A 21,039-nucleotide genomic window follows, 5' to 3' on the forward strand; every position below is an offset into this window, starting at 1 on the left:
TAAGCGTAAGTGAGTTGAAACACGCGGTGGCAGTCACGGCAGCGAAATCTGTCATAGCCTTTAGGGTTCTGACCATGGCGGTAAACCTGAACAGACTGACAACGGGGACAATGAACGTTAACGCTGGCCATAAGAGAACCTCAAAAGCCCGCATTATACATCAGATTCAACCAATTAGAGGCATCACCCAAAATTGAACCACAGGGGCAGGCATCTCCCCTGTAGCGCATCAATCAGAAACGGTAACCGATACCAAGGTTAACGCCATTGATTGCCCGTTTGTCACCTTCAACCCGGGTTTGAGAACCTTCATATCCCAGCGTCACCGAAAGGTAATCCAGCGGATTAATAATGATACCGGCAGCATACGCAAAGGCATTACTGTTATCAGAGTAATTAAATTGTAGTGACCCACCCTGGCCATCATAGCCATTATAATGCCGCGACATTTTTGTGTGAGACATACCCGCCAGGGCATACAAGCTGAAATAATCATTCAGCCGGTATGCCGGTCCGGCTAATAATGAATAATACTCTGCTTTCACGTTATCGGTGGTTCTCAGTCCCAGGAACTGCGACTCGCTGTCATTGTTATTTTCAAGGGTAGTAAAGGATGCCACCACGCTGAGCGGTGAATCCCACTCATAGCGATATTGCAGATTCACCCCTGGCATATTTTTAAAATTCTCAACTTTACTTTGCGCGTAACCAATCGAAATAGTATTACTGGCCTGCACAGGACATGCGCCAGCCATCATAAAGACACAAAGTCCGGAAATCGCTAATTTTTTCATAAGAAAGTCCTGATAAAGGTCATAAAAACGCATAAAACCAATGCAACAATACGAATAAGGACACCGCTTAGCTTAAGCGCTGATTAGCATCACGCAGAGTCCCTGAAAGCCAGTATGTTATCTCACTGATAAACAAAGGTTATACATATAAATATACAACAGAACGCCTCGCATTCACGTCCTCTCAGGGCATGTCAGTACTGTTCTCCCCCCATTTCATCACCGATAAAAACGAAGGGGATACGAAGATAACTGTATACTGGATTTGGTTAAGCTGCTATTTAGTAGCATGAATGCGATATGGATTATCACCATCATGTTATTGAAACCGACATGCTATCAACCGATCTCTGTAATCAGCACGGCAGTCGGTTTCAGATAAAACTTGTTATACTGCCGGTATTCGCTTGCAAGGTTCGCCACCAGTAAAAATGGTTGTGAAAAAGCCTGGCTCAGCGCAACACGAAAGCTTTGGATAACACGCTCAGAGATGACACCATGAGACCTTCTGCCACCTCCGTTTTCCCAGACCTGTTGATGCTGGGGTTATTACTCATTGTTTATTACTTCTCCGGCTTGCTGTCGATAAGATTCGATGATCCCCAGATGCACATTTCGATCGTCTGGTTTCCCGCCGGTGTCGCCACCGCTGCTTTTTTGCATGCCCGCTGGCGACTCTGGCCGGCACTGACGCTGATATTCATTCTGCTCAACCTGCTGATGGATATGCCGACGCTGGACAATCTGCCGATTAAAACCCTGTATGCCATTCTTGCCCTTCCTTCTTCACTGGCTATCGCCTGGATTGTCAGACGTTTTGCCCGTCCTGGCGATGACCTGAATATTATCACCCTGTGGTTTGGCGCCACGGTCTTCATCAGTTTTCTGGATGCATTATTATTTGCTCTGGGTTTTTCGCTGTCAGGAAAAAATGATTTTTCCGATCTTTTCTGGACCGGTTTCGTGTCTGATATTACCGGTATTTTCCTTGCCACAACGGTGATCATGGGCTTTATCAACAGTCAGTTGCGTACCACGATAATGACCTCGTGGAAAAATATGACGCTGGGTGCCCTGATCTGGCTGGCACTGGTAGCAATAACATTATGGGTCTTTAGCGGTAATGCAAAAGCTTTCAGCATTGATAACATGATTACCCACGATGAGAGCCTGATTTTTGCTTTCAGCGGGATTCCGATTATTCTTGCCGCGTTTCTCACCCTGTTCTGGGGTAACCAGGGCGGCTCTATCGCCTTACTCAGCTTATCGGCCATCGTGATTTACTACACGGAAAAAAGCATCGGCCCTTTTTTTCTCAAAGGCCTGCATAGTGGTGAACCACTGCTACTGGTACAAAGTTATCTGACCGCCACCGCGTTGTTGTTGGTCTTTCTGCGGGTTATCACCCATAACATCGGCCGCTTTAGCCCGGAAAATGGTTTACAAATCAGACAATTTGCTATTTATGAGCTTAACCTCAGCAATGGCAAGCTGCGCTGGGACAATCTGCCGGCCAATCTGGCCAGTCTTCATCCGCAAATCCTCAATGACAAAAGAAGGCTGCTGGCACAGCTTCATCCTGACGACCAGCACACGCTGGCAGACCACTGGCAGGCGTCACCCCGACAGCAGAAATTATCCACTATTAGCTTCCGATTACAGGACGCAATGGGACACTGGCTATGGGTAACCGATAGCGGCGCGGTATTGCTTGAACATAATGGCGCATTAATTATCCTGGGAAACTGGTCAGTTTCGGCCTGAACAAGCTGACTGATTGCTTGTATGAGAGGGTTACAGTGATACAGATAGCGATGTTGTTACTTGGCACAAAATATATTAAGAAAAACGCCCGGTATCTTTCTGTTGCCGGTGGCCTGTGGGTCATCGCCGGCATCCTGATTTTTATTGATGGACTCGACAAGCAGCTCTATTTCCCGTTAAAGACCTTTGGCTTAATTCTGATGCTGGAAAGCGTGATCACCCTTAGCGTAGCCTCTAACGGAGTGGGCACTAAAAAGGGCATTCTGTTTTTTAAAGGCGGCATCTTTCTGTTTGTTGCGCTGATTATTCTGGTTAACCAGAAATACAGCAACGTACTGCTGGCGGTGATCTTCGGCTTTACCTTCTTTATTATTGGCTTCTTTACCAGCTTTTCCTCTTTTATCGTACGCTTTCCTCACTGGAAGCTGACATTGCTTTACGGTCTGGTGCTGATCGCCTTTTCCTTCTTCCTGCTGCTCCATCATGCGGCCACCGTCTCTTTCTTTATCGGTTTTCAGATGATCAGTAGCGGGCTGAGTTGCGTCGGTATCGCCCGCAAAGCGCTACGCATGAAAAATGGCACCTCCATTTTTCAGCTGATACAACCCGGTGATGTGTTATTAAGCAGCGTACCGCTTAAACACGATACCAGACCGGCCGTTCCGCTGGTAAATACAGCACCGGCTGCGCCGCTGGTGGTACATGTCTGGACACCGGAAGAGTCGGCAGAGGCACGGCCTATTTCCCGGCCGGTGATCAATCGCTACATTGCCGCCGTGGATGAAAATGGGGTGATTTCCACCGGACACGCCTCGCTGGAAGTGCCGGGTCATTTATATATCAGCCTTTACCCCGCCGAAGATATTGACCGCTCGCCTTCTGAATTTCTTCGCACCCTGAAAGCCACCCATGATAATGACGTCGCCGGGCGCTTTTTGCCGGATTACGCCACCGAATCAAGCGAATGGTGCCATTCGGTACGTCAAATTGTTTTTGAACATTTTAGCATGCAGAAACTGAATAGCTTCTGGGAGTCTTACCGTCATAATGAAACCTACAATCTGACCTATCGTAACTGTTCGAGTAGCGTCGCCTATGCGCTTGAAGCCGCTCTGGATGGCGTGCTGGAACAATATAATCAGCCGGGCCAGCTGCTGAAAACGCTGCTGGTCCCCGAACTGTGGATTGCAGCACAGGTACGTAAGCGGGCACAGATGATGGCCTGGACTCCCGGTCTGGTGATGGATTACAGCCGGGCGCTTTACGCGCTGGTCCATCCGGCCCCGCGTCCCTGGTACCGGCGGCTGCCCTGGTCATCAGTTAGCGAAAAATAGCGCCAGTCGGTGCATAGCAGCCAGCAGTTACAAAACGATTTTTTTGGAAGGCCTGGCGTTGCCGGCAATATTGCCTGATAAGCGGCGCCAGTGAGTCGCAAAATACCACCGGGAAAACTGATAATCATGCCGTCACTGTTTAAAAACGCCCTTTATTGTCTGTTACTGTGCCGTGCGACCCTGACCTGGGCTGACGGGATTACCGTCGGTGTCCAGGGTGAAGCAAACTTGACCCCCTATCGCCAGTACAAAACCCAGTACTCCGGGTTACCCTACATTGGCTACGATAATCGCCATGTCTATATTGATGGTACCGAAGCAGGTGCTTATCTGATTAATAATGACAGCGATCAGCTCAAAGCCCGCTGGTGGTATCTGGATAATGAATTCGACCCTGATAAGTCCGGCAATTCAGCACTGCGCCAGCTGCGCGTCCGCCACAGTACAATGATGGGGGGATTAAGTTATCAGAAAATTACCCCGGCCGGCGCCTTTCGTGCCGAATTTTCCGCCGATACCCTGAATCAAAGCCGCGGTTTGCTGGCAACGGTGGCATGGCTGGGACAGGTGTCATTTCTGCAGGTCGATCTATACCCACAAGCCGGGGTTGACTGGCTTAACAAGCAGCAGGCGAGTTATTACTACGGTGTCAGCGGTGAAGAAGCGGCCCGCACCGGCTTAGCCAGCTGGGCGCACCAGGGCGTAACGCCGTGGCTGGCGCTGGCGTTTGACTGGCATCCGGTTGAACCGTTGCATATCTATCTGCAACCCAAACTGACACTGCTCACCGGGGCGCTGCGCAGCAGCCCCATGACCGATCAGCACTATTACTGGGTACTCTCGTCAGGCATCACCTGGACATTTTAACGCCGGCGCTACGGCCGGGGCGACTGGCTGGCAGCGGCCATCACCCGCAGACAGCCGGCGCTAACATAGGCAATAAGCGCACTATTTCAGCAGCGGCGCCAGGGCGCCAGCCAGCCCAGCCCGGCTTGCGTTACCCCCCTCGGCTGATATTCACAGCCAACCCAGCCGCAGTATCCGAGATCGTCGAGTTGTTTAAACAACCACGGATAATTAATCTCCCCTTCATCTGGTTCATGGCGTTCCGGCACGGAGGCAATCTGAATATGGCCATATCTGCCGGCAAAATCACGCAACAGATGGGTCAGATTGCCGTCCACCTGCTGGGCATGAAACAAATCCAGCTGTATTTTCACATTCGGCCGGTCAACTTTCTCAACAATCTCCAGCGCCTGATACTGGCTGGAAAGCAGATAACCGGGACGGATTTTCGGACTTAACGCTTCAACCAGTAGCTGGATATTGTCTCCGGCACAGCGCCGCGCCGCGTAGCGCAGATTTTCGACAAAAACAGCGCAGCTATCTGCAGCACGCACACCATCCGGTAGTACGCCTGCCATCACATGCAGCGAAGGGACATGGAGCGCCCGGGCATACTGTAATGCCAGATCAATATGTCGCCGTGCTTGTGCCTCGCGGCCAGGCAGTGCAGCCAGTCCCCACTCCCCTTTCTCTACCTCACCGGGCGGGGTGTTAAATAACACTACCCGGAGGCCGGTTTGTTTTAATACGCGCGTCAGGTCGGCGATGGGGTATGCATAAGGAAACAGAAATTCAACCGCCTCAAAACCGGCATCAGCGGCGGCAGCGAAACGCTCAATAAAGGGCACTTCATTGAACATCATCGATAAATTAGCCGCGAACTTTGGCATGGTTAATTCCTCAGCTCAGCAACTTCTGTCGACGTCAGATAGCGAACAGGGCGATCGCCAAGCGTAAATATCAATCGCGCGGTTTCTTCCAGCTCCTCCAGATTATCCGCCGCTTCCTGCAAACTTTTCCCCACCACCACCGGTCCGTGATTGGCAAGTAAAAATGCCCGGTAATCCGGTGCTAACCGGGCAAGGTGCTCCGCCAGTCGTCCGTCGCCCGGACGAAAATAGGGAACCACCGGGACATCGCCAATGCGCATAACCACATAAGGGGTAAAAGGGCGAATACAGTTATGCTGATCGAGATTTTCCAGACAGGAAAGTGCCGTCAGATACAGGCAATGGAGATGGACAACCGCTTTACACTGCGGATTATTCAGGTAAAGCGCACGGTGAAAACTCACTTCTTTAGAAGGCTTATCGCCGGAAATCCATTCACCGTCAAGCGTCACTTTTGCCAGCTTCTCTGCCTGCAGCTCACCGAGACAGGAGCCGGTTGGCGTCGCCAGCAAGGTATTATCATCCAGCCGCAGTGACAAATTACCGGCTGAGCCGGTGGCATAGCCTCGCTGAAAAAAAGAGCGTCCCAGCCGCACCATCGCATCCCGCATTTGTTGTTCGTTCATGGCATAAACTCCAGCTGCGCGCGGGCAAAAAAGTTTTCATCACCAAAATTACCCGATTTTAGTGCCAGCGAAATGGGTTTATCGCTGGCGCGGACCCAGGGAATACCCGGTGAAATTGTCGGACCAATATGCAGCCCGGTAATATTCAGTGCCTGGGTGACTACCCCGGACGTTTCGCCGCCCGCCACGATAAAACGCCGGATACCCTGCTCAGCCAGTAACGGCACCAGCCGGGCAAACAGCTGTTCGATAGCCTGACTGCTTTCTGCCGCCCCATACTGCTGCTGGATCTGCTGTAGTTTTTCGGCATCGGCGGTGGCATACACCATCGGCGCCAGCGTCGCATTACGCTGAGCCACCACCCAGCGACAGATCTCCCCGGCATAGCCAGCGCTATCTTCAATACAGCGGACAATATCCAGGGCAAAATGTGCAGCCTGGGAGGCATAACGGGCGACCTGCGCGTTGGTCATGGTGGAACAGGAGCCGGAAATGACCACCGCCGGACCGGCAACCGGCAGACCGCGCTGCCGGTCGGGTTGACTTGCATGGGTGGCCGCAAAATAGCGGGCCACACCCAATCCCAGCCCGGAACCACCGGTCAGCAAAGGCATTTCGCCGCAGGCCTCCGCCTGAGTGAGCAAATCGTCTTCACTGATGGCATCAATCACCACATAACGCGCCTTTTGCTGACGTAACGCTGTCAGCTGCTGTCTGACGGCTTCGCTACCCTGGCGCACCACGCTCAGTGGGATCAGTGCAGCGCGTCCGGCCGCCTGCTGTTCCATCAGTCGTATCAGCTGGCTGTCACGCATCGGCGTGACCGGATGATGGCGCATACCGGATTCAGCCAGCAGCTGCTGATGGACGAACAGATATCCCTGATAAACCGTGCGACCGTTAACCGGCAGCGCCGGTGAAATAACGGTCTGACTTTCCCCCAGCGCATCCAGCAGCGCATCGGTCACCGGGCCGATATTCCCTTGGGCGGTACTGTCAAATGTCGAGCAATATTTAAAATAAAAGCGCTGACAGCCCTGCGCTTTCAGCCAGCGCAATGCCGCCAGCGAATCACTGACAGCCTCCTTTGCCGGACAGGATCGGGATTTCAGACTGATCACCAGCGCATCAACCGCAGATGGTCGCAGGGTTTCTGCCGGGATACCGTTATACTGCATCACCGACATCCCGTTCTGCGCCAGAAAACTAGCAATATCTGTCGCCCCGGTAAAATCATCGGCAATCACGCCCAGATAACACATTTGACCTCCCACCGTTTTGCCTCTGCCAGGCCTGTGCCGGCATAATATGTGAAAAGTTCGCAATACTCACGCTTATTTTGTGAATAATTAACATTTATAACGCTAAATTCGCATTAACTTCACACTTTTTAACAGAATATATCCTCTCGGCCGCATTCCGGTGTCACAATAAGCCAGCGCTGACGAGGCAGGGATAACCGGGTTATGTGATAATGCCGTCAGAGACAGCAACCGGCTTACAGCTTCAGGAATCGCACTGACATGATACCTCTTGAGCGACAGGATAAGATTCTCGCGCTGGTGGCAGACAGAGATGCCATCAGTATCAACGAGCTCGCACAACAATTGCGGGTCTCACACATGACGGTAAGACGTGATATCAGGAAACTGGAAGATGAAGGACGGCTGCTGGCGGTTTCTGGCGGAGTACGTTCAATGCAGCGCCTGCAACGTGAACCTTCTCATCTTGATAAAACCCTGATGCACAGCCCGGAAAAACAGGCGATTGGTCATTATGCAGTGCGGCAGATACCCCCTGACAGCTGTATTTATCTTGATGCCGGCACCACCACGCTGGCGCTGGCGCGTCAGCTCGGCGCGCGTAGTGACCTGCTGATCGTAACCAATGACTTTGCCATCAGTGATTTTCTTATTCAGCACGCTGAATGCCGGATGTTACATACCGGTGGCATGCTCTGTCGGGAAAACCGCTCATGCGTTGGCGAAGCGACTGCGCAGGCGTTGCGCAATATCTGCATTGATATTGCTTTTGTTTCCGCCTCCTGCTGGAACACCGGCGGCCTGTGTACACCCGATGAAAATAAAGTCGCAGTGAAACGCGCGGCACGTGCAGCCAGCAGTAAATGTATTTTACTCAGCGACAGTTCGAAATATGGCAAGGTCGCAACCTGGCGGGCGCTGCCGCTGAACGAATTCGATGAAATCATTACCGATCAGCATCTTGCCAGCCACGGACGGGATGCGTTACAGCAAACGGGTGCCAGAGTGGTGATGGTGCCAGTTGAACCGCCGACATCGGGCAAACCGGCGCAGTCTGACTAACCGGCCCGCAAGGGCAATGACGACCAGGGTACACGTATGAGCAAAAATCTGGCTACGGTCTCTCCCTTGACAGAAGAGCGCAATGTTTATCGTTTGTCTTCCGGCATCCGTTGCGATTTAGTGACACTCAAACTGTTTGTCGCCACCGCCGAACTGGGCGGCATCACCCACGGCGCCGCCCGCCTGCATCTGGTGCCTGCCGCAGCCTCCAGACGCATTCGCGAGCTGGAAGACCAGCTGGGCATTGCGCTGTTCGTTCGTTTACCGCATGGCATGGCACTGAACGATGCCGGACGCGCGGTTCTGGCCCACGCGCGTTCCATTTTACATTCAGCGGAACGGATGCAGGATGATATGCAGGCTTTCCTGCAAGGTAATCGTGGCGTGGTCCGCATCGCCGCCTGCACGTCTGCCGTATTACAATTCCTCACCGACGACCTGCGCCGAAGCCACCAGCGCTATCCCGATATTCACATTGATTTACATGAGATGAACAGTGAAAGCGTCATTCAGGCGGTCCAGCGCGGCGTAGCCGATATCGGGATTTATGAACAAACAGTCAGCCACGTGCCGCTTTCTGTTATCCCCTATCGCAAAGACCGGCTGTGCGTGGTCACGCCAGCCAGCCATCCGCTGGCACAGCGGGTCGCCAGCGGCCAGCCGCTGACCGCCGCCGTGCTGCTGGAACACGACCTGGTTGGCCTGACGGAGGGCGCCGCTATCTCAATTATGCTGAGCGCGCTGGCACGACGGCTGGAAATACCGCTGAAAATGCGTATCCGGGTTGGCAGCTTCGACAGTATGGCCGCCATGATTTCCTGCGGTATTGGTATTGGGGTGATGCCAGAAGCGGTTGCCCGCCAGATTATTCCTTCCCCCAACTTTGCCCATTTGGCGCTGCACGATCCCGCCGCCAGCCGCCAGTTTGTTCTGTGCTATCAGCCTCAGAGTAAATTAGCCATGGCAGCTGACTCCATCCTGACGCTGTTCAGCAACGGTGCCGTGGCGCCGTATTGACGAATTGTTAATGCTGTGTGTCTAAATAGCTAATAGCCCGCCGTTATTGATTGCCTCATAGTTGTCAGGGTTACGTACCCTACTGCTGCCCCAAAAACAACAATCAGGAGGCAATCTTGAAAAGTCAGTCCCATATCAGCAGAAATATGCTGATTATCTTCTGTGCAATGTCTTTTATTCTCTACCTGGATCGGGTTAACCTCGCCGCCGCCGCCGGCCCACTCAAAGCCGAACTGGGTCTGACCAACACCGAACTCGGCATTGCCTTTTCTGCCTTTGGCTATACCTACGCCATTTTCCAGCTGGTGGGTGGCTGGGTTGCCGACCGCTTTGGCGCCCGCCGGACCATTATCGCCTGCGGCATTATCTGGGCAGTCGCCACCATCTGTACCGGACTGATAGGCGGCCTGATCTCACTGTGTCTGGCGCGCCTGCTGCTGGGTATTGGTGAAGGTGCGGCGCTGCCAGCCCAGGCCAGAGCAATTACCAACTGGGTGCCAAAACCAAAGCGCGGAATGGCGCAGGGACTGACTCACTCCTTCTCACGGCTGGGTAACGCCGTGCCGCCACCACTGGTTGCCGTTCTGATCGCCTGGCACTCATGGCGGGCATCTTTTATTGTGGTAGGGATTCTCTCAGCCCTGTGGCTGGTAGTCTGGCTGGTTTATTTCCGCGAAACGCCGGACCAGCATCGCGGCGTGTCAGCGGAAGAACTGGCCCGGCTGCCTCAACGCGAAAACGTCCAGCAAAACGGGCATGCACTGCCGCATTCATGGTGGACCATTCTGCGACGGATGCGCGCCACGGTCGCCGTCTACTTCTGCATGGTCTGGTCAAACACGCTGTTTTTCAGCTGGATGCCGATCTTCTTTATGCAGTCACTGCACCTCGACATCAAAAGCTCCGCCCTATACTCCTCCGGCGTCTTTTTTGCCGGCGTGGTTGGTGACCTCACCGGTGGGGTGGTCAGCGACTGGATTTTACGACGCACAGGGCGTCTTGCGCTGGCGCGTCAGGGCGTGATCACCATCAGTTTGCTCGGTGGACTGGCCTTCTTTATTCCGGTACTGATCAGCCATGACGTGGTCACTATCGCCCTGTGTCTGAGCGCCGCATTTTTCTTCCTGGAACTGACCATTGGCCCCATCTGGGCGGTACCGATGGACGTTGCGCCAAAAGCAGCCGGCACCGCCAGCGGCATGCTCAACTTTGGGGCCGCGATGGCAACCATCATTTCACCGATTATTTTCGGCCTGATGATTGATATGACCGGGAGCTGGACTTTGCCCTTTGCCGGCGCAATTGGCTTTTTGATCCTGGGCATTGTGCTAACCCAATGGATTCGTCCGGACATCAGCGTCGAGCACATTGAACAGGCACAACCCGGCCAGCATTCGCTGGTGAGTTAACGCAAACATTATTCTTTTTTCCAACATTACCGGCAGGGGTGCGCCTCTGCCAGCTATGACCCGAGGAGCATCAAATTATGACGAGCGCAGCAGCCCGTTCCCCTTTCGCCACATCAGACAAACCACATATCGTACTGGCCGTAGGCGACCCTGCGGGAATTGGTCCTGAAATTATTGCGACCCTGCTCGCCGACCCACGCACTGCCAGCAAAGCCAATGTCACCCTGATTGCCAATATGCCGGCGCTGGAAGCCGCTGCCGCCAGCCGGGGTGTCACCCCGCCCGTGGAATCTGACTGGCTGACCATTCCGCAATGGCCTGGCTTGCAGCGCCACCTTACCCCGGCGGTGGTGGGCGCAGAAAACGGCCGTTACATTCTGGAATCGCTACAAATTGGTACCCGGATGGTGGCAAGCGGGCAAGCCGATGCGCTCTGCTTCGGACCACTGAATAAAGGGGCGATGCGACTTGGCGGTATGCAACAACAGGATGAAATGCGCTGGCTGGCCAATGAACTCCATTACGATGGCGTCTGTGGTGAATTTAACGTTCTGGATACGCTGTGGACGGCGCGTGTTACTTCACATATTCCCCTGTCGGCAGTCTCTTCCCAGCTCAGTAAAGAAAAGGTGGCCAGAGCCATTGGCATGCTCACCCAGGCACTGAAGGACGCGGGAGTTGCCCAGCCAAGAATTGGCGTCTGTGGCCTTAATCCACACAATGGCGATAACGGCAACTATGGTGATGAAGAAGGCCGGATTATTACCCCTGGCATTCAGCTGGCTGCCAGCCAGGGTTACCCGGCGGACGGCCCCTATCCGGCGGATACCATTTTCCTGCGGGCCAGAGACGGGCAATTTGATGGCATCGTTTCGATGTATCACGATCAGGGACAAATCGCCACCAAGATGATGGGCTTTGATATTGGCGTCACCGTACAGGGTGGGCTGCCAATCCCGGTTACCACGCCGGCCCATGGCACCGCCTACGAAATCGTGGGCAAAGGTATTGCCCGCACCACCGCAATGGAAAATGCATTCGATCTGGCCTGCCGTATGGGACTGAGCCACCGGCAAAAACAATTGCACAATCTCAGGTAAGCCCGGCCAGCGTAAGACGACAACGCGTCCGTCATCACCCGCGCTGTAACCAGACCCTGATGGCCGCCGGACAAAATGCAAAATGCCCGCAGAACATTCTGCGGGCATTTTTGTAGCCTGCGACAAAGAAGTGAAAGCAAAGGGGCTGAGCCAGTCCAGGGCGGCGCTTGAATTGGGTTTGAGCCTGCCAACAATCAAACGTAACTGAAACATCAAAGATGCGTAAAACTGTGTGATTCATAGTCATCGTTTCAATTTTCTCAGTGCTCGTTCAAGCCTGTAATTCTGTTCCTGTATATGCTCTTCATTGAGCTGATAGTTTGTCTGAACGACATCATCGTATGGTGTTTGCTCAGCAAGTTCGAAGTAGCGCTCTATCGGAGTTTTACCGTTGTGGGCGCTATGAGGATGAGGACGTTCCCACTTTGGGCAAGATCGGTCAGGCAAACTGGAGCGCCTTCGAGCATATTAAGCCGCACGGAGGAAGCCATGTGTGATAACAAAAACGATCGTTACGCCAGACGTTTTAAACTGGTCTTTGATTATATTGACTGTCATCTCGATGACACATTATTACTGGAGAAACTCAGTGAAGTGGCTCACTTCTCGCCATTTCATTTCCATCGTCAGTTTTGTAGTTATTGTGGGATGCCACCTGGTCGTTACATCCAGATGATGCGCTTAAAACGCGCATCTTATCGGCTGGCTTTTAATCCGTTAGAGAAAATCACCGATATCGCGTTCGACGCCGGTTTCCAGCATTCTGAATCATTTAGCCGAGCGTTCAGACAAATGTTTGGTCTCTCACCGACGCAATTTCGCCAGCAGCCCCTTTGGGTAGAGTGGCATAAGCGCATATCCGAACCTTATAAAGCCAGGAGACAAACGATGCAATACCAGATCAAGATCATCAATTTTCCCGCGACATCAGTCGCAATGCTGACTCATTATGGACAACCGGAGCTAATAAACAAAACTGCGGCGCGCTTTATTGAATGGCGAAAAACCACGGGTTATTCGCCTGTTGCCAGCAGCCAGACATACGGTATTGCACCACACGATCCTACCTTAACACCGCCGGATGAATTTGAGTTCCATATCTGTGGAACAGTGACGTCACCGATTGCCGAAGACAATCACTTCGGGGTGATAAATAGTGACATACCTGCTGGTCGATGTGCGGTACTGCACCATCAGGGATCGCATGATGCGTTAACCGGGTTGGCTAAGAGCCTGTATCGTGACTGGTTGCCTGAGAGCAAAGAGGAACTTCGCGACTTCCCGCTTTTCTTTCATTATCATAACTTTGTGCATGATGTAGCGGAACATGAATTACTCACGGATATCTATTTGCCGTTGAAATAAACTGATTTAGCGTCATGTTCATAGTCTCCTCAGGTGTGAGACGCGTCGGGTAATATCTGTAACTGGTGTATCAGAGCCCAGTTGCCCAAAAGCAAACACATTGCTTTTTTCATGGGCTAATGAACCTGATTATCGCAAGGTGCTACGCACTGTTGAGGGGATTTTTTTGCAGCGTCGTAAAAAACTGCCTGAACTTTAAGCAAATAACTGTCACTATCGTCTTGCGCTAACTTCTTCATTTCCTGCACTATATCCATTAATAGCGTTGGTTCCATCCTGGACGATTTTGCAAGAGAAATGAATTTGCTCTGCTGGCAAAATCGCAGCGAAGAGAAGCACGAAAGAAACGCCCTGCTGGTAATCTGAAATGAAGGCTGTAGCGGTTGCCACACTTGAGGATATTGGGGATGGAACAACCGTTGGTGTGCCTCTTTTGTATCACAGTCTGTGTCACATTTTCACCTTTAAAGGCCTGAGACACACCAACGTATTGTTTTTGAATGAGTCGAAGCTGACCGGTAAGCCGGGTTCTGTCGTGGACAGTCATTCATCTAGGCCAGCAATCGCTCGCTGGCTCAAGCAGCCTACCCGGGTTCAGTACGGGCCGTACCATGTGAACCCCTATTTGGCCTTGCTCCGGGTGGAGTTTACCGTGCCGCGAACTGTTACCAGCCGCGCGGTGCGCTCTTACCGCACCCTTTCACCCTTACCTGATCCCTTACGGGCCATCGGCGGTTTGCTCTCTGTTGCACTGGTCGTAGGCTTGCGCCTCCCAGGCGTTACCTGGCACCCTGCCCTGTGGAGCCCGGACTTTCCTCCCCGATATCGCTAAAAAGCAATAACGCGGCGACTGTCTGGTCAGCTTCGGCGCGAGATAATAGGGGATTTCCGTCGTTTTGTCACTCCCCTTGCTGCGCCAGCGCGAACTTATACAGGGCATTTTTTTTAACCCCATGAATTTCCGCAGTAAGTGCCGCAGCTTTTTTTAGCGGCAGCGCTGTCTGAAGTAACGACAGGGTTCGCAACGCGTCCGCCGGCAGCGCCTGTTCATCTCCCCGATAACCTTCAGCAATCAGCACCATTTCCCCTTTACGCCGGTTCTCATCGCCTTCAACCCAGGCAAGCAGTTCTGCCACCGGCGCACCGTAAATTGACTCCCAGGTTTTTGTTATTTCACGCGCCAGCACCACATAACGCTGGTTTCCCAGCTGTGTGACCATATCCTGCAGGGTCTCCAGTAAGCGATGGGTAGATTCATAAAAAATCAGCGTGCGTGGCTCCTGCGCTAGCGCCCGCAGCCGGTCCTGACGCCCTTTACTTTTGGCAGGCAAAAAACCTTCATAGCAAAAGCGATCGGACGGCAGGCCCGCCGCACTTAGCGCGGCAATGGCCGCGCAGGGACCGGGTAAAGGTACCACCCGAATCCCCGCCTCACGGCAGCGCCGCACCAGGTGATAACCGGGATCATTAATTAACGGTGTCCCGGCATCAGAGACCAGCGCCAGACTCTGCCCTTCCTGCAGTTTCGCCAGCAATACGTCGGTTTTTTGTTGCTCGTTGTGATCATGCAATGCGAACAAGCGCGCATTGATAGCGAAATGTTGTAGCAACAGTCCGGTATGACGTGTATCTTCCGCTGCAATGAGATCAACCTGTTCCAGCACCGTTAATGCACGCTGCGTTATGTCGCCCAGGTTACCAATGGGGGTCGGCACGATATAGAGCGTGCTGGCAGAAATCTCTGCCCGATGGTGTTGTTTCATTGTTTGATCCGCATTGCCGATTTAATATTGTGCATCTTGAAAAAAACCTCACTGGATACAGTATGCTTCCTTCAAAAGTCGTTCGTAATAAAGCAGGACGAGCCGTTCCGCTTCTTCTTGCCGCACTGATTTTTGCCGGTTGCTCCGGCCGGGGTCCGACAGACAATGGGGCAGATATTAAGGGACCGGCCACCGGTACCTCTGATTATTACCTGCAACAGATGCAGCAGAGCGGGGATAATAGCAAGCTTAGCTGGCAATTACTCGCAATTCGGGCGCTGCTTAACGAAGGTAAAACCGAACAGGCAAAACAGCTGCTGGATAAACTGCCTTCTCAGCGCGATGCCGATCAGCAGCAGGAAGTATTACTGCTGGGTGCACACTATTACGTACTGACCAAAGACCTGAAGGGCGCCAGTGCCTTACTCAATCAGGTGACCCGAGACCAGCTGTCTAAAGATCAGCTGGCACGCTATTATCAGCTGATTATTGCCGCCCAGCATGACACCCCTTCTCTTCAGCTCATCCGCGCCTATATCGCACAGCAACCCCTGCTGAGCACACCGCAGGATAAGCAGAAAAATATTGATGCTACCTGGCAGGCGCTAACCGGTCTGAGTAAAGCCCAGCGCGACAGTCTGGTGATTAATGCCGATGAGAACGTGCTCCAGGGCTGGCTGGACCTGCTGAATACCTATAGCGCTAATCAGAGCCAGCCGGACCAGCTTAAATCCGGCATCCGCGACTGGCAGACGCGTTATCCGGACAACCCCGCGGCGAAAATGCTGCCCGGTGCACTCAGCGGCGTACAAAATTTTCAGCCGGCCTCCACCGGCAAAATTGCCCTGCTGCTGCCGTTAAGCGGTCAGGCACGGGTCTTCGCTAACGCCATTGAAAAAGGGTTTGACGATGCGCGCAACGGCACGCTGGTCACCGCCGCCAGTGAACCACTGCAGCAGGCCCAGGCACAGTCCGGTGCCGGTCAGGACACACAACAGTCCGCCGGACAAACTCAGGCAGATGCCGCGCAACAGGATGCCGCTCAGTCCAGCAGCCTGCCGCCACAAGGCAGTGAGAACAACCCGATAGTGGCGCCAGAAGACGCCGCGCTGCAGCCGGATAACGAAGCAAAGCCGGCGGAGGCCAGCCCGTCAGCCGCACCGGCACAAAACAACGATACTGCGCCCCCTTCGTCTGCGGCGCAGGTGCAGCTATACGACACCAGCAGCCAGCCGCTTGATCAGGTGATTGCCCGCGCCCAGCAGGATGGCGCCACGCTGATAGTCGGGCCGTTATTGAAAAATAACGTAGATAAACTGGCCACGCTGCCAACCGCCGTTAATATTCTGGCCCTGAATAAACCCGAGCAGCTGCAGAACCGTGCAAACATCTGCTACTTTGCGCTTTCTCCTGAGGACGAGGCGCGTGATGCCGCGCAACATATCTGGGACCAGGGCAAACGCCAGCCGCTTCTGCTGCTACCGCGCAGTGCACTGGGAGATCGCATCAGCAGAGCCTTTGCCCAGCGGTGGCAACAGCTGGGTGGGGCAACGGTATTGCAACAGCGTTTTGGCTCCGTGGCTGAACTCAAGCAAGAGATTAACAGCGGCGCGGGTATCCGGTTGAGCGGCACAGCGGTAGACATGCCCGCGCAAGCCCCCCAGCAAGTGACGATTGCCGGCCTGACCATTCCGGCACCGGAAAGCGACAGCCCGGCAAACGTGGCAACAACTGAGGGTAATCCGGATGCGGTCTATGTGATTGCCACACAAAATGAAATGCAGCTGATTAAGCCAATGATCGCCATGCGTATCAGCAGCCGCGATAATATTGCCATTTATGCCAGCTCACGCAGCAATCAGGCTGGTGATGGCGCAGATTTTCGCTTTGAAATGGAAGGGCTGCAGTTCAGTGATGCACCGCTGCTAACCGGCGCGAATCCGCCGTTGCTGGCGCAGGCGGCCCGTAATTTTAATAACGACTATTCACTGATACGCCTGTACGCCATGGGCACTGATGCCTGGACGCTGGCCAACCATTTCAGTGAAATGCGGCAAAATCCCGCTTTTCAGATTAAAGGCAATACCGGTGTGCTGAGCGCCAGCCAGGATTGTGTCATCAACAGGAAGTTAACGTGGAGTCAGTACCGTCAGGGAAGAATTGTTGCGGTCAACTGAGCCGGCAACAACAGGGGCAACAATATGAACAACGGGCGCGCCGCTGGCTGGAACAAGCAGGTCTGCGTTTTATTGCCGCTAACGTCCGCTTTCGTAGCGGCGAGCTTGATTTGATCATGCGTGACCGGGAAACCATCGTGTTTGTTGAGGTGCGCTATAGACGCAACGACCGTTTTGGCGGCGCGGCGGCCAGCGTCACCGAACGCAAACAACAGCGGTTAAAGCAGGCAGCAGCCTGCTGGCTGGCGGGCGAAGGGGCCCGCTTTCACAGCGCCCCCTGCCGGTTTGATGTCATCGCCATTACCGGCAGTCAGATACAGTGGCTGCGCAGTGCTTTTTACGCGGACCTTTAACCCCGCGACAGATAACCAGGTGAATGACGTGCTGGAAAGAATTAAAGTCTGTTTTACTGAGAGTATTCAAACGCAAATCGCGGCAGCAGAAGCGTTACCCGATGCGATTTCCCGCGCCGCCGCCGCTATGGTACAGGCGCTGCTTAATGGAAATAAAATACTGAGCTGTGGCAACGGAACCTCCAGCGCCAATGCCCAGCATTTTGCTGCCAGTATGATTAATCGTTTTGAGACCGAACGGCCAAGCCTGCCGGCTATTGCGCTCAGTGCTGATAACGTACTGCTCACCGCCATTGGCAACGATCGTCTGCACGATGAAATCTATGCCAAACAGGTGCGCGCACTGGGCAGCGCCGGCGATATTCTGCTCGCCATTTCATCTCGCGGTAACAGTCGTGATATTGTGAAAGCCGTGGAAGCTGCCGTCACACGTGATATGACCATTGTTGCGTTGACGGGCCATGATGGCGGCGAACTTGCCGGACTGCTGGGACCTCAGGATGTGGAGGTCCGCATACCGTCGCATCGCAGTTCCCGAATTCAGGAGATGCACATGCTAACGGTGAATTGCCTGTGTGACTTAATAGATAACACCTTATTTCCCCATCAGGATGTTTAAAGGAGCTTAAATGAAGGCCTTATCTGTTTTTGCCATTGCGCTCTCTGCGCTGCTTTTACAAGGTTGCGCAGCGGTAGTGATTGGCAGCGCGGCAGTTGCCACCAAAACCGCGACCGACCCACGCACCATGGGGACTCAGGTTGATGACGGTACGCTGGAGCTACGCGTAAATAATGCGCTGGCAAAAGACAAACAAATCAAAAATGATGCACACATCAACGTAACCGCCTATCAGGGCAAAGTCCTGCTGACCGGTCAGGCGCCGGATACCGCCCTTGCCAGCAGAGCGAAACAAATCGCGATGGGCGTTGAAGGCACCACCGAGGTGTACAACGAAATCCGTCAGGGAGAAAAGGCCTCACTTGGTACAATGTCTTCTGACACCTGGATTTCCACCAAAGTCCGCTCACAGCTGCTGACCAGCGATCTGGTGAAAGTGTCAGATGTGAAGGTGACTACGGAAAACGGTGAGGTATTCCTGATGGGGCTGGTGACACAGCAGGCCGGTCAGGCGGCGGCTGAAATAGCCAGCAAGGTAAGTGGCGTCAAGCATGTCACTACCGCCTTTACCTACGTCAAATAACCCCTGCGCCTCCCTATCCAGGGAGGCCTTCTATAACCGGCTCAGGCAATCCATCGCCACCGCTTTAAAACGGCTAAAATCACCACAATCGCGCAAACGCGGCATGGCGCGCTCGCGCAAAAACGTTACGAATAAATCGTAAATTGCCATGGCTTCTTCGTAATCCTCTTTGCTGATAGCCAGCAGAAAGACAACATAAGCTACCTCATCGCCCCACGGGATACCTTGCGGAGCCAGCACGGTAAATACCGCGGTTTTCCGCGCCTGTAGCCCCAGCGAGTGCGGCAGGGCGATGCCATCACCGAGCAGGGTACTGACAATTGATTCACGTTCTTCCACCGAAGAGTAAAACGTTGCGTCAACAATGCCCTCCTGTTCCAGCTGGCGGCACAATCGCTGAAACAGCGTAGTACGGTCAACGGGCTGGTCAATGATACAAAAATGATCGGCATCGAAATAACGGGACAACATATAGGGCCGGGTGCGATCGATCAGCACCAGTTTGCCAATCTGCTCCAGCTGATAGTCGGTGGGAAAAGGCGATATCAGTACCACTGGCTTCTCTTTTTCGCTAATCCGCACCGTTGAAATGACAAAATCTGCGGCAATCTCACCCATCTGCTCATAATCACGCTGCGATACAATAGCCTCAACCACAATCTGCGGGTATTTACGCAGCAGCATCGCCTGAATCATACGCAGCGTCGAGTTGCCGGTATCACACACCAGCAGTACCTGCGGATGCCGCTGATATCCCACGTTATAATGGCGTTCAAGACCAACGCCAATATGCAGTACCAGGAAACCCACTTCGTTTTCATTAATCACATAGGGACTGTACTTTCCCCAGTGACTGACAGCGGCCAGCGTAACATCCCACGCCATCGGATAATGCTGTTTGATGTTGCTGAGCAGCGGATTAGGAAGCGTAATCTGGTAGCGTACCCGGGTGATCATGGTTTTAATGTGCGTCAGCAGGTCTGCCCGCAGCTGGGGATCGTTTTGCAGATTGTAATTGTAGTGAAGATTGATGTAGCTGAGGATATAGTCCACCAGCTGCTCGCTATCATCGGCATTGATTGCGCTTGGCGCCAGTACCTCAATGCGCCGGGCAGCAATGTTTACCCTTAAATAGGCCTCTTCGGCCGGCGAAACAGCTTTGCCGCATAGTGGTCGCAGCAAATTGATAATGTGGCGCGCCGCTTCACGCACGTCATCGTCGACATCTTCAGCAAAAAAATCGTGGAGCGGATAGCCTTCACTGATACGTCGCACGGCGACGGCACAATAGAGCCGCAGATAGCGCTCGCTGTCATCACTCATCCGGATACCGAAACGGCTGAAACAGTCCTGTAATAATGGCGCCAGCTTAACCAGCATCCCGCGATTCAGCGCCTCCTGATTTAACAGCGGATTGTCGCTATCACCCAGCGCGATGTCATAGAGCAGGTCAGTCAGACAGGTACGGATAGCCAGTTCGCTGCCAAAAAGCTTCATGCCGTAACGCGGCTTGGTTTCAATCGCCAGCTGATAAGCTGCCAGCGTTTCCCTCACCCCGGCCATATCGTTTTGTAACGTTGCCCGGCTCACCAGCCATTCGTCAGCCAGGTCTTCCAGTTTGAGCGAAAAAGCCGAGGTCAGAAAACGGATAAGCAGATAATTAACCCGTTCAGCCGAAGTCCGCGGGACGCGTAACTGCGCCGGCTGTTCGGCCTGCAGGCGACGGTAACGGTCGGCATCCTCAATTTTAATCTGATAACCTTCGCCACGGATCAATACCAGCTGAACGCCGTGTCCGGCCAGCAGCATATTCAGTGCGCTGATATCAGTACGTACCGTGCGGGTTGAAACGGCGAAACGCCGCGCCAGTTCTTCCTGGGGCAGCGTTTCATTTTGCAGCATTTCAAACAGTTGAGCCAGGCGCTGGTTAGGAAATCTCACCCGATAGTCCACCGTTGATTAAATTAACTCCATCCTGCCTTTTCCCTGCCAGCACGGAAAAGAAACCTGAGTAACGCGGCCCGCTACCCGGCGTTAATGCCGCGTGGCCTGCGGCTTTTACTGCCGGGCCGGGC

General features: G+C 53.4%; 19 protein-coding genes, 1 other RNA gene and 1 pseudogene. 12 read left to right on the forward strand and 9 right to left on the reverse strand.

All coding sequences use genetic code 11. The features are described 5' to 3' along the window. Both BL249_RS11720 and BL249_RS11725 read right to left on the reverse strand, forming a co-directional pair. On the reverse strand, nt 1-131 hold a 131-nt coding region (locus tag BL249_RS11720; RefSeq protein WP_342633895.1), incomplete at its 3' end, for an IS1 family transposase. A gap of 102 nt (nt 132-233) precedes the next feature. Then, nucleotides 234-794, reverse strand: a complete 561-nt coding sequence (locus BL249_RS11725) for an Ail/Lom family outer membrane beta-barrel protein (RefSeq protein WP_099704647.1) — start codon at nt 792-794, stop codon at nt 234-236. 498 nt (nt 795-1,292) lie between these two features. Here BL249_RS11725 and BL249_RS11730 point away from each other — a divergent pair, with 498 nt between their 5' ends. The 3 genes from BL249_RS11730 to BL249_RS11740 all read left to right on the forward strand — a co-directional run bounded on the left by BL249_RS11730 (nt 1,293) and on the right by BL249_RS11740 (nt 4,759). After that, nucleotides 1,293-2,558, forward strand: a complete 1,266-nt coding sequence (locus BL249_RS11730; protein ID WP_099704648.1) for an MASE1 domain-containing protein — start codon at nt 1,293-1,295, stop codon at nt 2,556-2,558. Between the two features lie 35 nt (nt 2,559-2,593). After that, nucleotides 2,594-3,892, forward strand: a complete 1,299-nt coding sequence (locus BL249_RS11735; protein ID WP_099704649.1) for an MFS transporter — start codon at nt 2,594-2,596, stop codon at nt 3,890-3,892. 126 nt (nt 3,893-4,018) lie between these two features. Beyond that, entirely contained in the window at nt 4,019-4,759 is a 741-nt protein-coding gene (locus BL249_RS11740; protein WP_099704650.1) for a MipA/OmpV family protein, read from the forward strand. 86 nt (nt 4,760-4,845) lie between these two features. Here BL249_RS11740 and otnI read toward each other — a convergent pair whose 3' ends face one another. From otnI to otnK, 3 genes are read right to left on the reverse strand one after another with little or no spacing between them, the layout of a single operon-like run. Then, the gene (otnI, locus tag BL249_RS11745) at nt 4,846-5,628 is read right to left on the reverse strand and encodes a 2-oxo-tetronate isomerase (RefSeq protein ID WP_099704651.1); all 783 of its coding nucleotides are present in this window, start codon (nt 5,626-5,628) and stop codon (nt 4,846-4,848) included. A gap of 2 nt (nt 5,629-5,630) precedes the next feature. Then, the gene (gene otnC, locus BL249_RS11750; protein ID WP_099704652.1) at nt 5,631-6,254 is read right to left on the reverse strand and encodes a 3-oxo-tetronate 4-phosphate decarboxylase; all 624 of its coding nucleotides are present in this window, start codon (nt 6,252-6,254) and stop codon (nt 5,631-5,633) included. Continuing rightward, nucleotides 6,251-7,516 (reverse strand): 3-oxo-tetronate kinase, encoded by a 1,266-nt coding sequence (otnK, locus tag BL249_RS11755; RefSeq protein WP_099704653.1) that lies wholly within the window; start codon nt 7,514-7,516, stop codon nt 6,251-6,253. Before otnK ends, otnC begins: the two co-directional genes overlap by 4 nt. A gap of 261 nt (nt 7,517-7,777) precedes the next feature. On the opposite strand from otnK, the gene BL249_RS11760 reads away from it, so the two are divergent. From BL249_RS11760 to BL249_RS11775, 4 genes are all read left to right on the forward strand, one after another. After that, nucleotides 7,778-8,578, forward strand: coding sequence for a DeoR/GlpR family DNA-binding transcription regulator (locus tag BL249_RS11760; RefSeq protein WP_099704654.1), 801 nt, complete (start codon nt 7,778-7,780; stop codon nt 8,576-8,578). A gap of 36 nt (nt 8,579-8,614) precedes the next feature. Next, entirely contained in the window at nt 8,615-9,595 is a 981-nt protein-coding gene (locus tag BL249_RS11765; protein WP_099704655.1) for a LysR family transcriptional regulator, read from the forward strand. 116 nt (nt 9,596-9,711) lie between these two features. After that, nucleotides 9,712-11,004 (forward strand): MFS transporter, encoded by a 1,293-nt coding sequence (locus tag BL249_RS11770; RefSeq protein ID WP_241898880.1) that lies wholly within the window; start codon nt 9,712-9,714, stop codon nt 11,002-11,004. A 77-nt stretch (nt 11,005-11,081) separates the two neighbouring features. Further along, complete coding sequence (locus BL249_RS11775) at nt 11,082-12,104, forward strand: 4-hydroxythreonine-4-phosphate dehydrogenase PdxA (protein WP_099704656.1); 1,023 nt, start codon at nt 11,082-11,084, stop codon at nt 12,102-12,104. Between the two features lie 243 nt (nt 12,105-12,347). On the opposite strand, the pseudogene BL249_RS11785 reads toward BL249_RS11775, so the two are convergent. Next, nucleotides 12,348-12,527, reverse strand: a pseudogene (locus tag BL249_RS11785) (IS481 family transposase); the annotation flags it as partial. Between the two features lie 66 nt (nt 12,528-12,593). On the opposite strand from BL249_RS11785, the gene BL249_RS11790 reads away from it, so the two are divergent. Next, nucleotides 12,594-13,469 carry an AraC family transcriptional regulator gene (locus tag BL249_RS11790; protein WP_099704657.1) on the forward strand — a complete coding sequence of 292 codons (876 nt, stop codon included), beginning with the start codon at nt 12,594-12,596 and terminating at the stop codon, nt 13,467-13,469. A gap of 503 nt (nt 13,470-13,972) precedes the next feature. Here BL249_RS11790 and rnpB read toward each other — a convergent pair. Both rnpB and rsmI read right to left on the reverse strand, forming a co-directional pair. Continuing rightward, nucleotides 13,973-14,335, reverse strand: an RNA gene (rnpB, locus tag BL249_RS11795) — RNase P RNA component class A. Between the two features lie 33 nt (nt 14,336-14,368). Continuing rightward, the gene (gene rsmI / locus BL249_RS11800; RefSeq protein ID WP_099704658.1) at nt 14,369-15,232 is read right to left on the reverse strand and encodes a 16S rRNA (cytidine(1402)-2'-O)-methyltransferase; all 864 of its coding nucleotides are present in this window, start codon (nt 15,230-15,232) and stop codon (nt 14,369-14,371) included. A gap of 62 nt (nt 15,233-15,294) precedes the next feature. On the opposite strand from rsmI, the gene BL249_RS11805 reads away from it, so the two are divergent. Genes BL249_RS11805 through dolP form a run of 4 tightly spaced genes read left to right on the forward strand, consistent with a single transcriptional unit; the run spans nt 15,295 to nt 18,964 of the window. Continuing rightward, nucleotides 15,295-17,409 (forward strand): penicillin-binding protein activator, encoded by a 2,115-nt coding sequence (locus tag BL249_RS11805; RefSeq protein WP_099704659.1) that lies wholly within the window; start codon nt 15,295-15,297, stop codon nt 17,407-17,409. Continuing rightward, entirely contained in the window at nt 17,367-17,762 is a 396-nt protein-coding gene (locus BL249_RS11810; protein ID WP_099704660.1) for a YraN family protein, read from the forward strand. Before BL249_RS11805 ends, BL249_RS11810 begins: the two co-directional genes overlap by 43 nt. A 28-nt stretch (nt 17,763-17,790) precedes the next feature. Next, nucleotides 17,791-18,381 (forward strand): DnaA initiator-associating protein DiaA, encoded by a 591-nt coding sequence (gene diaA / locus BL249_RS11815; RefSeq protein ID WP_099704661.1) that lies wholly within the window; start codon nt 17,791-17,793, stop codon nt 18,379-18,381. Between the two features lie 10 nt (nt 18,382-18,391). Continuing rightward, on the forward strand, nt 18,392-18,964 hold the full coding sequence (dolP, locus tag BL249_RS11820) for a division/outer membrane stress-associated lipid-binding lipoprotein (protein WP_099704662.1): 573 nt from the start codon (nt 18,392-18,394) through the stop codon (nt 18,962-18,964). 30 nt (nt 18,965-18,994) lie between these two features. Here the strand turns inward: dolP and BL249_RS11825 are convergent, their stop codons facing one another. Beyond that, a complete protein-coding gene (locus BL249_RS11825) occupies nt 18,995-20,905 on the reverse strand; it encodes a BglG family transcription antiterminator (protein WP_099704663.1) in 1,911 nt (636 codons plus the stop codon). Nucleotides 20,906-21,039: the final 134 nt, after the last annotated feature.

Source organism: Erwinia sp. OLFS4 (genome assembly GCF_002752165.1).
Lineage (GTDB): Bacteria > Pseudomonadota > Gammaproteobacteria > Enterobacterales > Enterobacteriaceae > Izhakiella.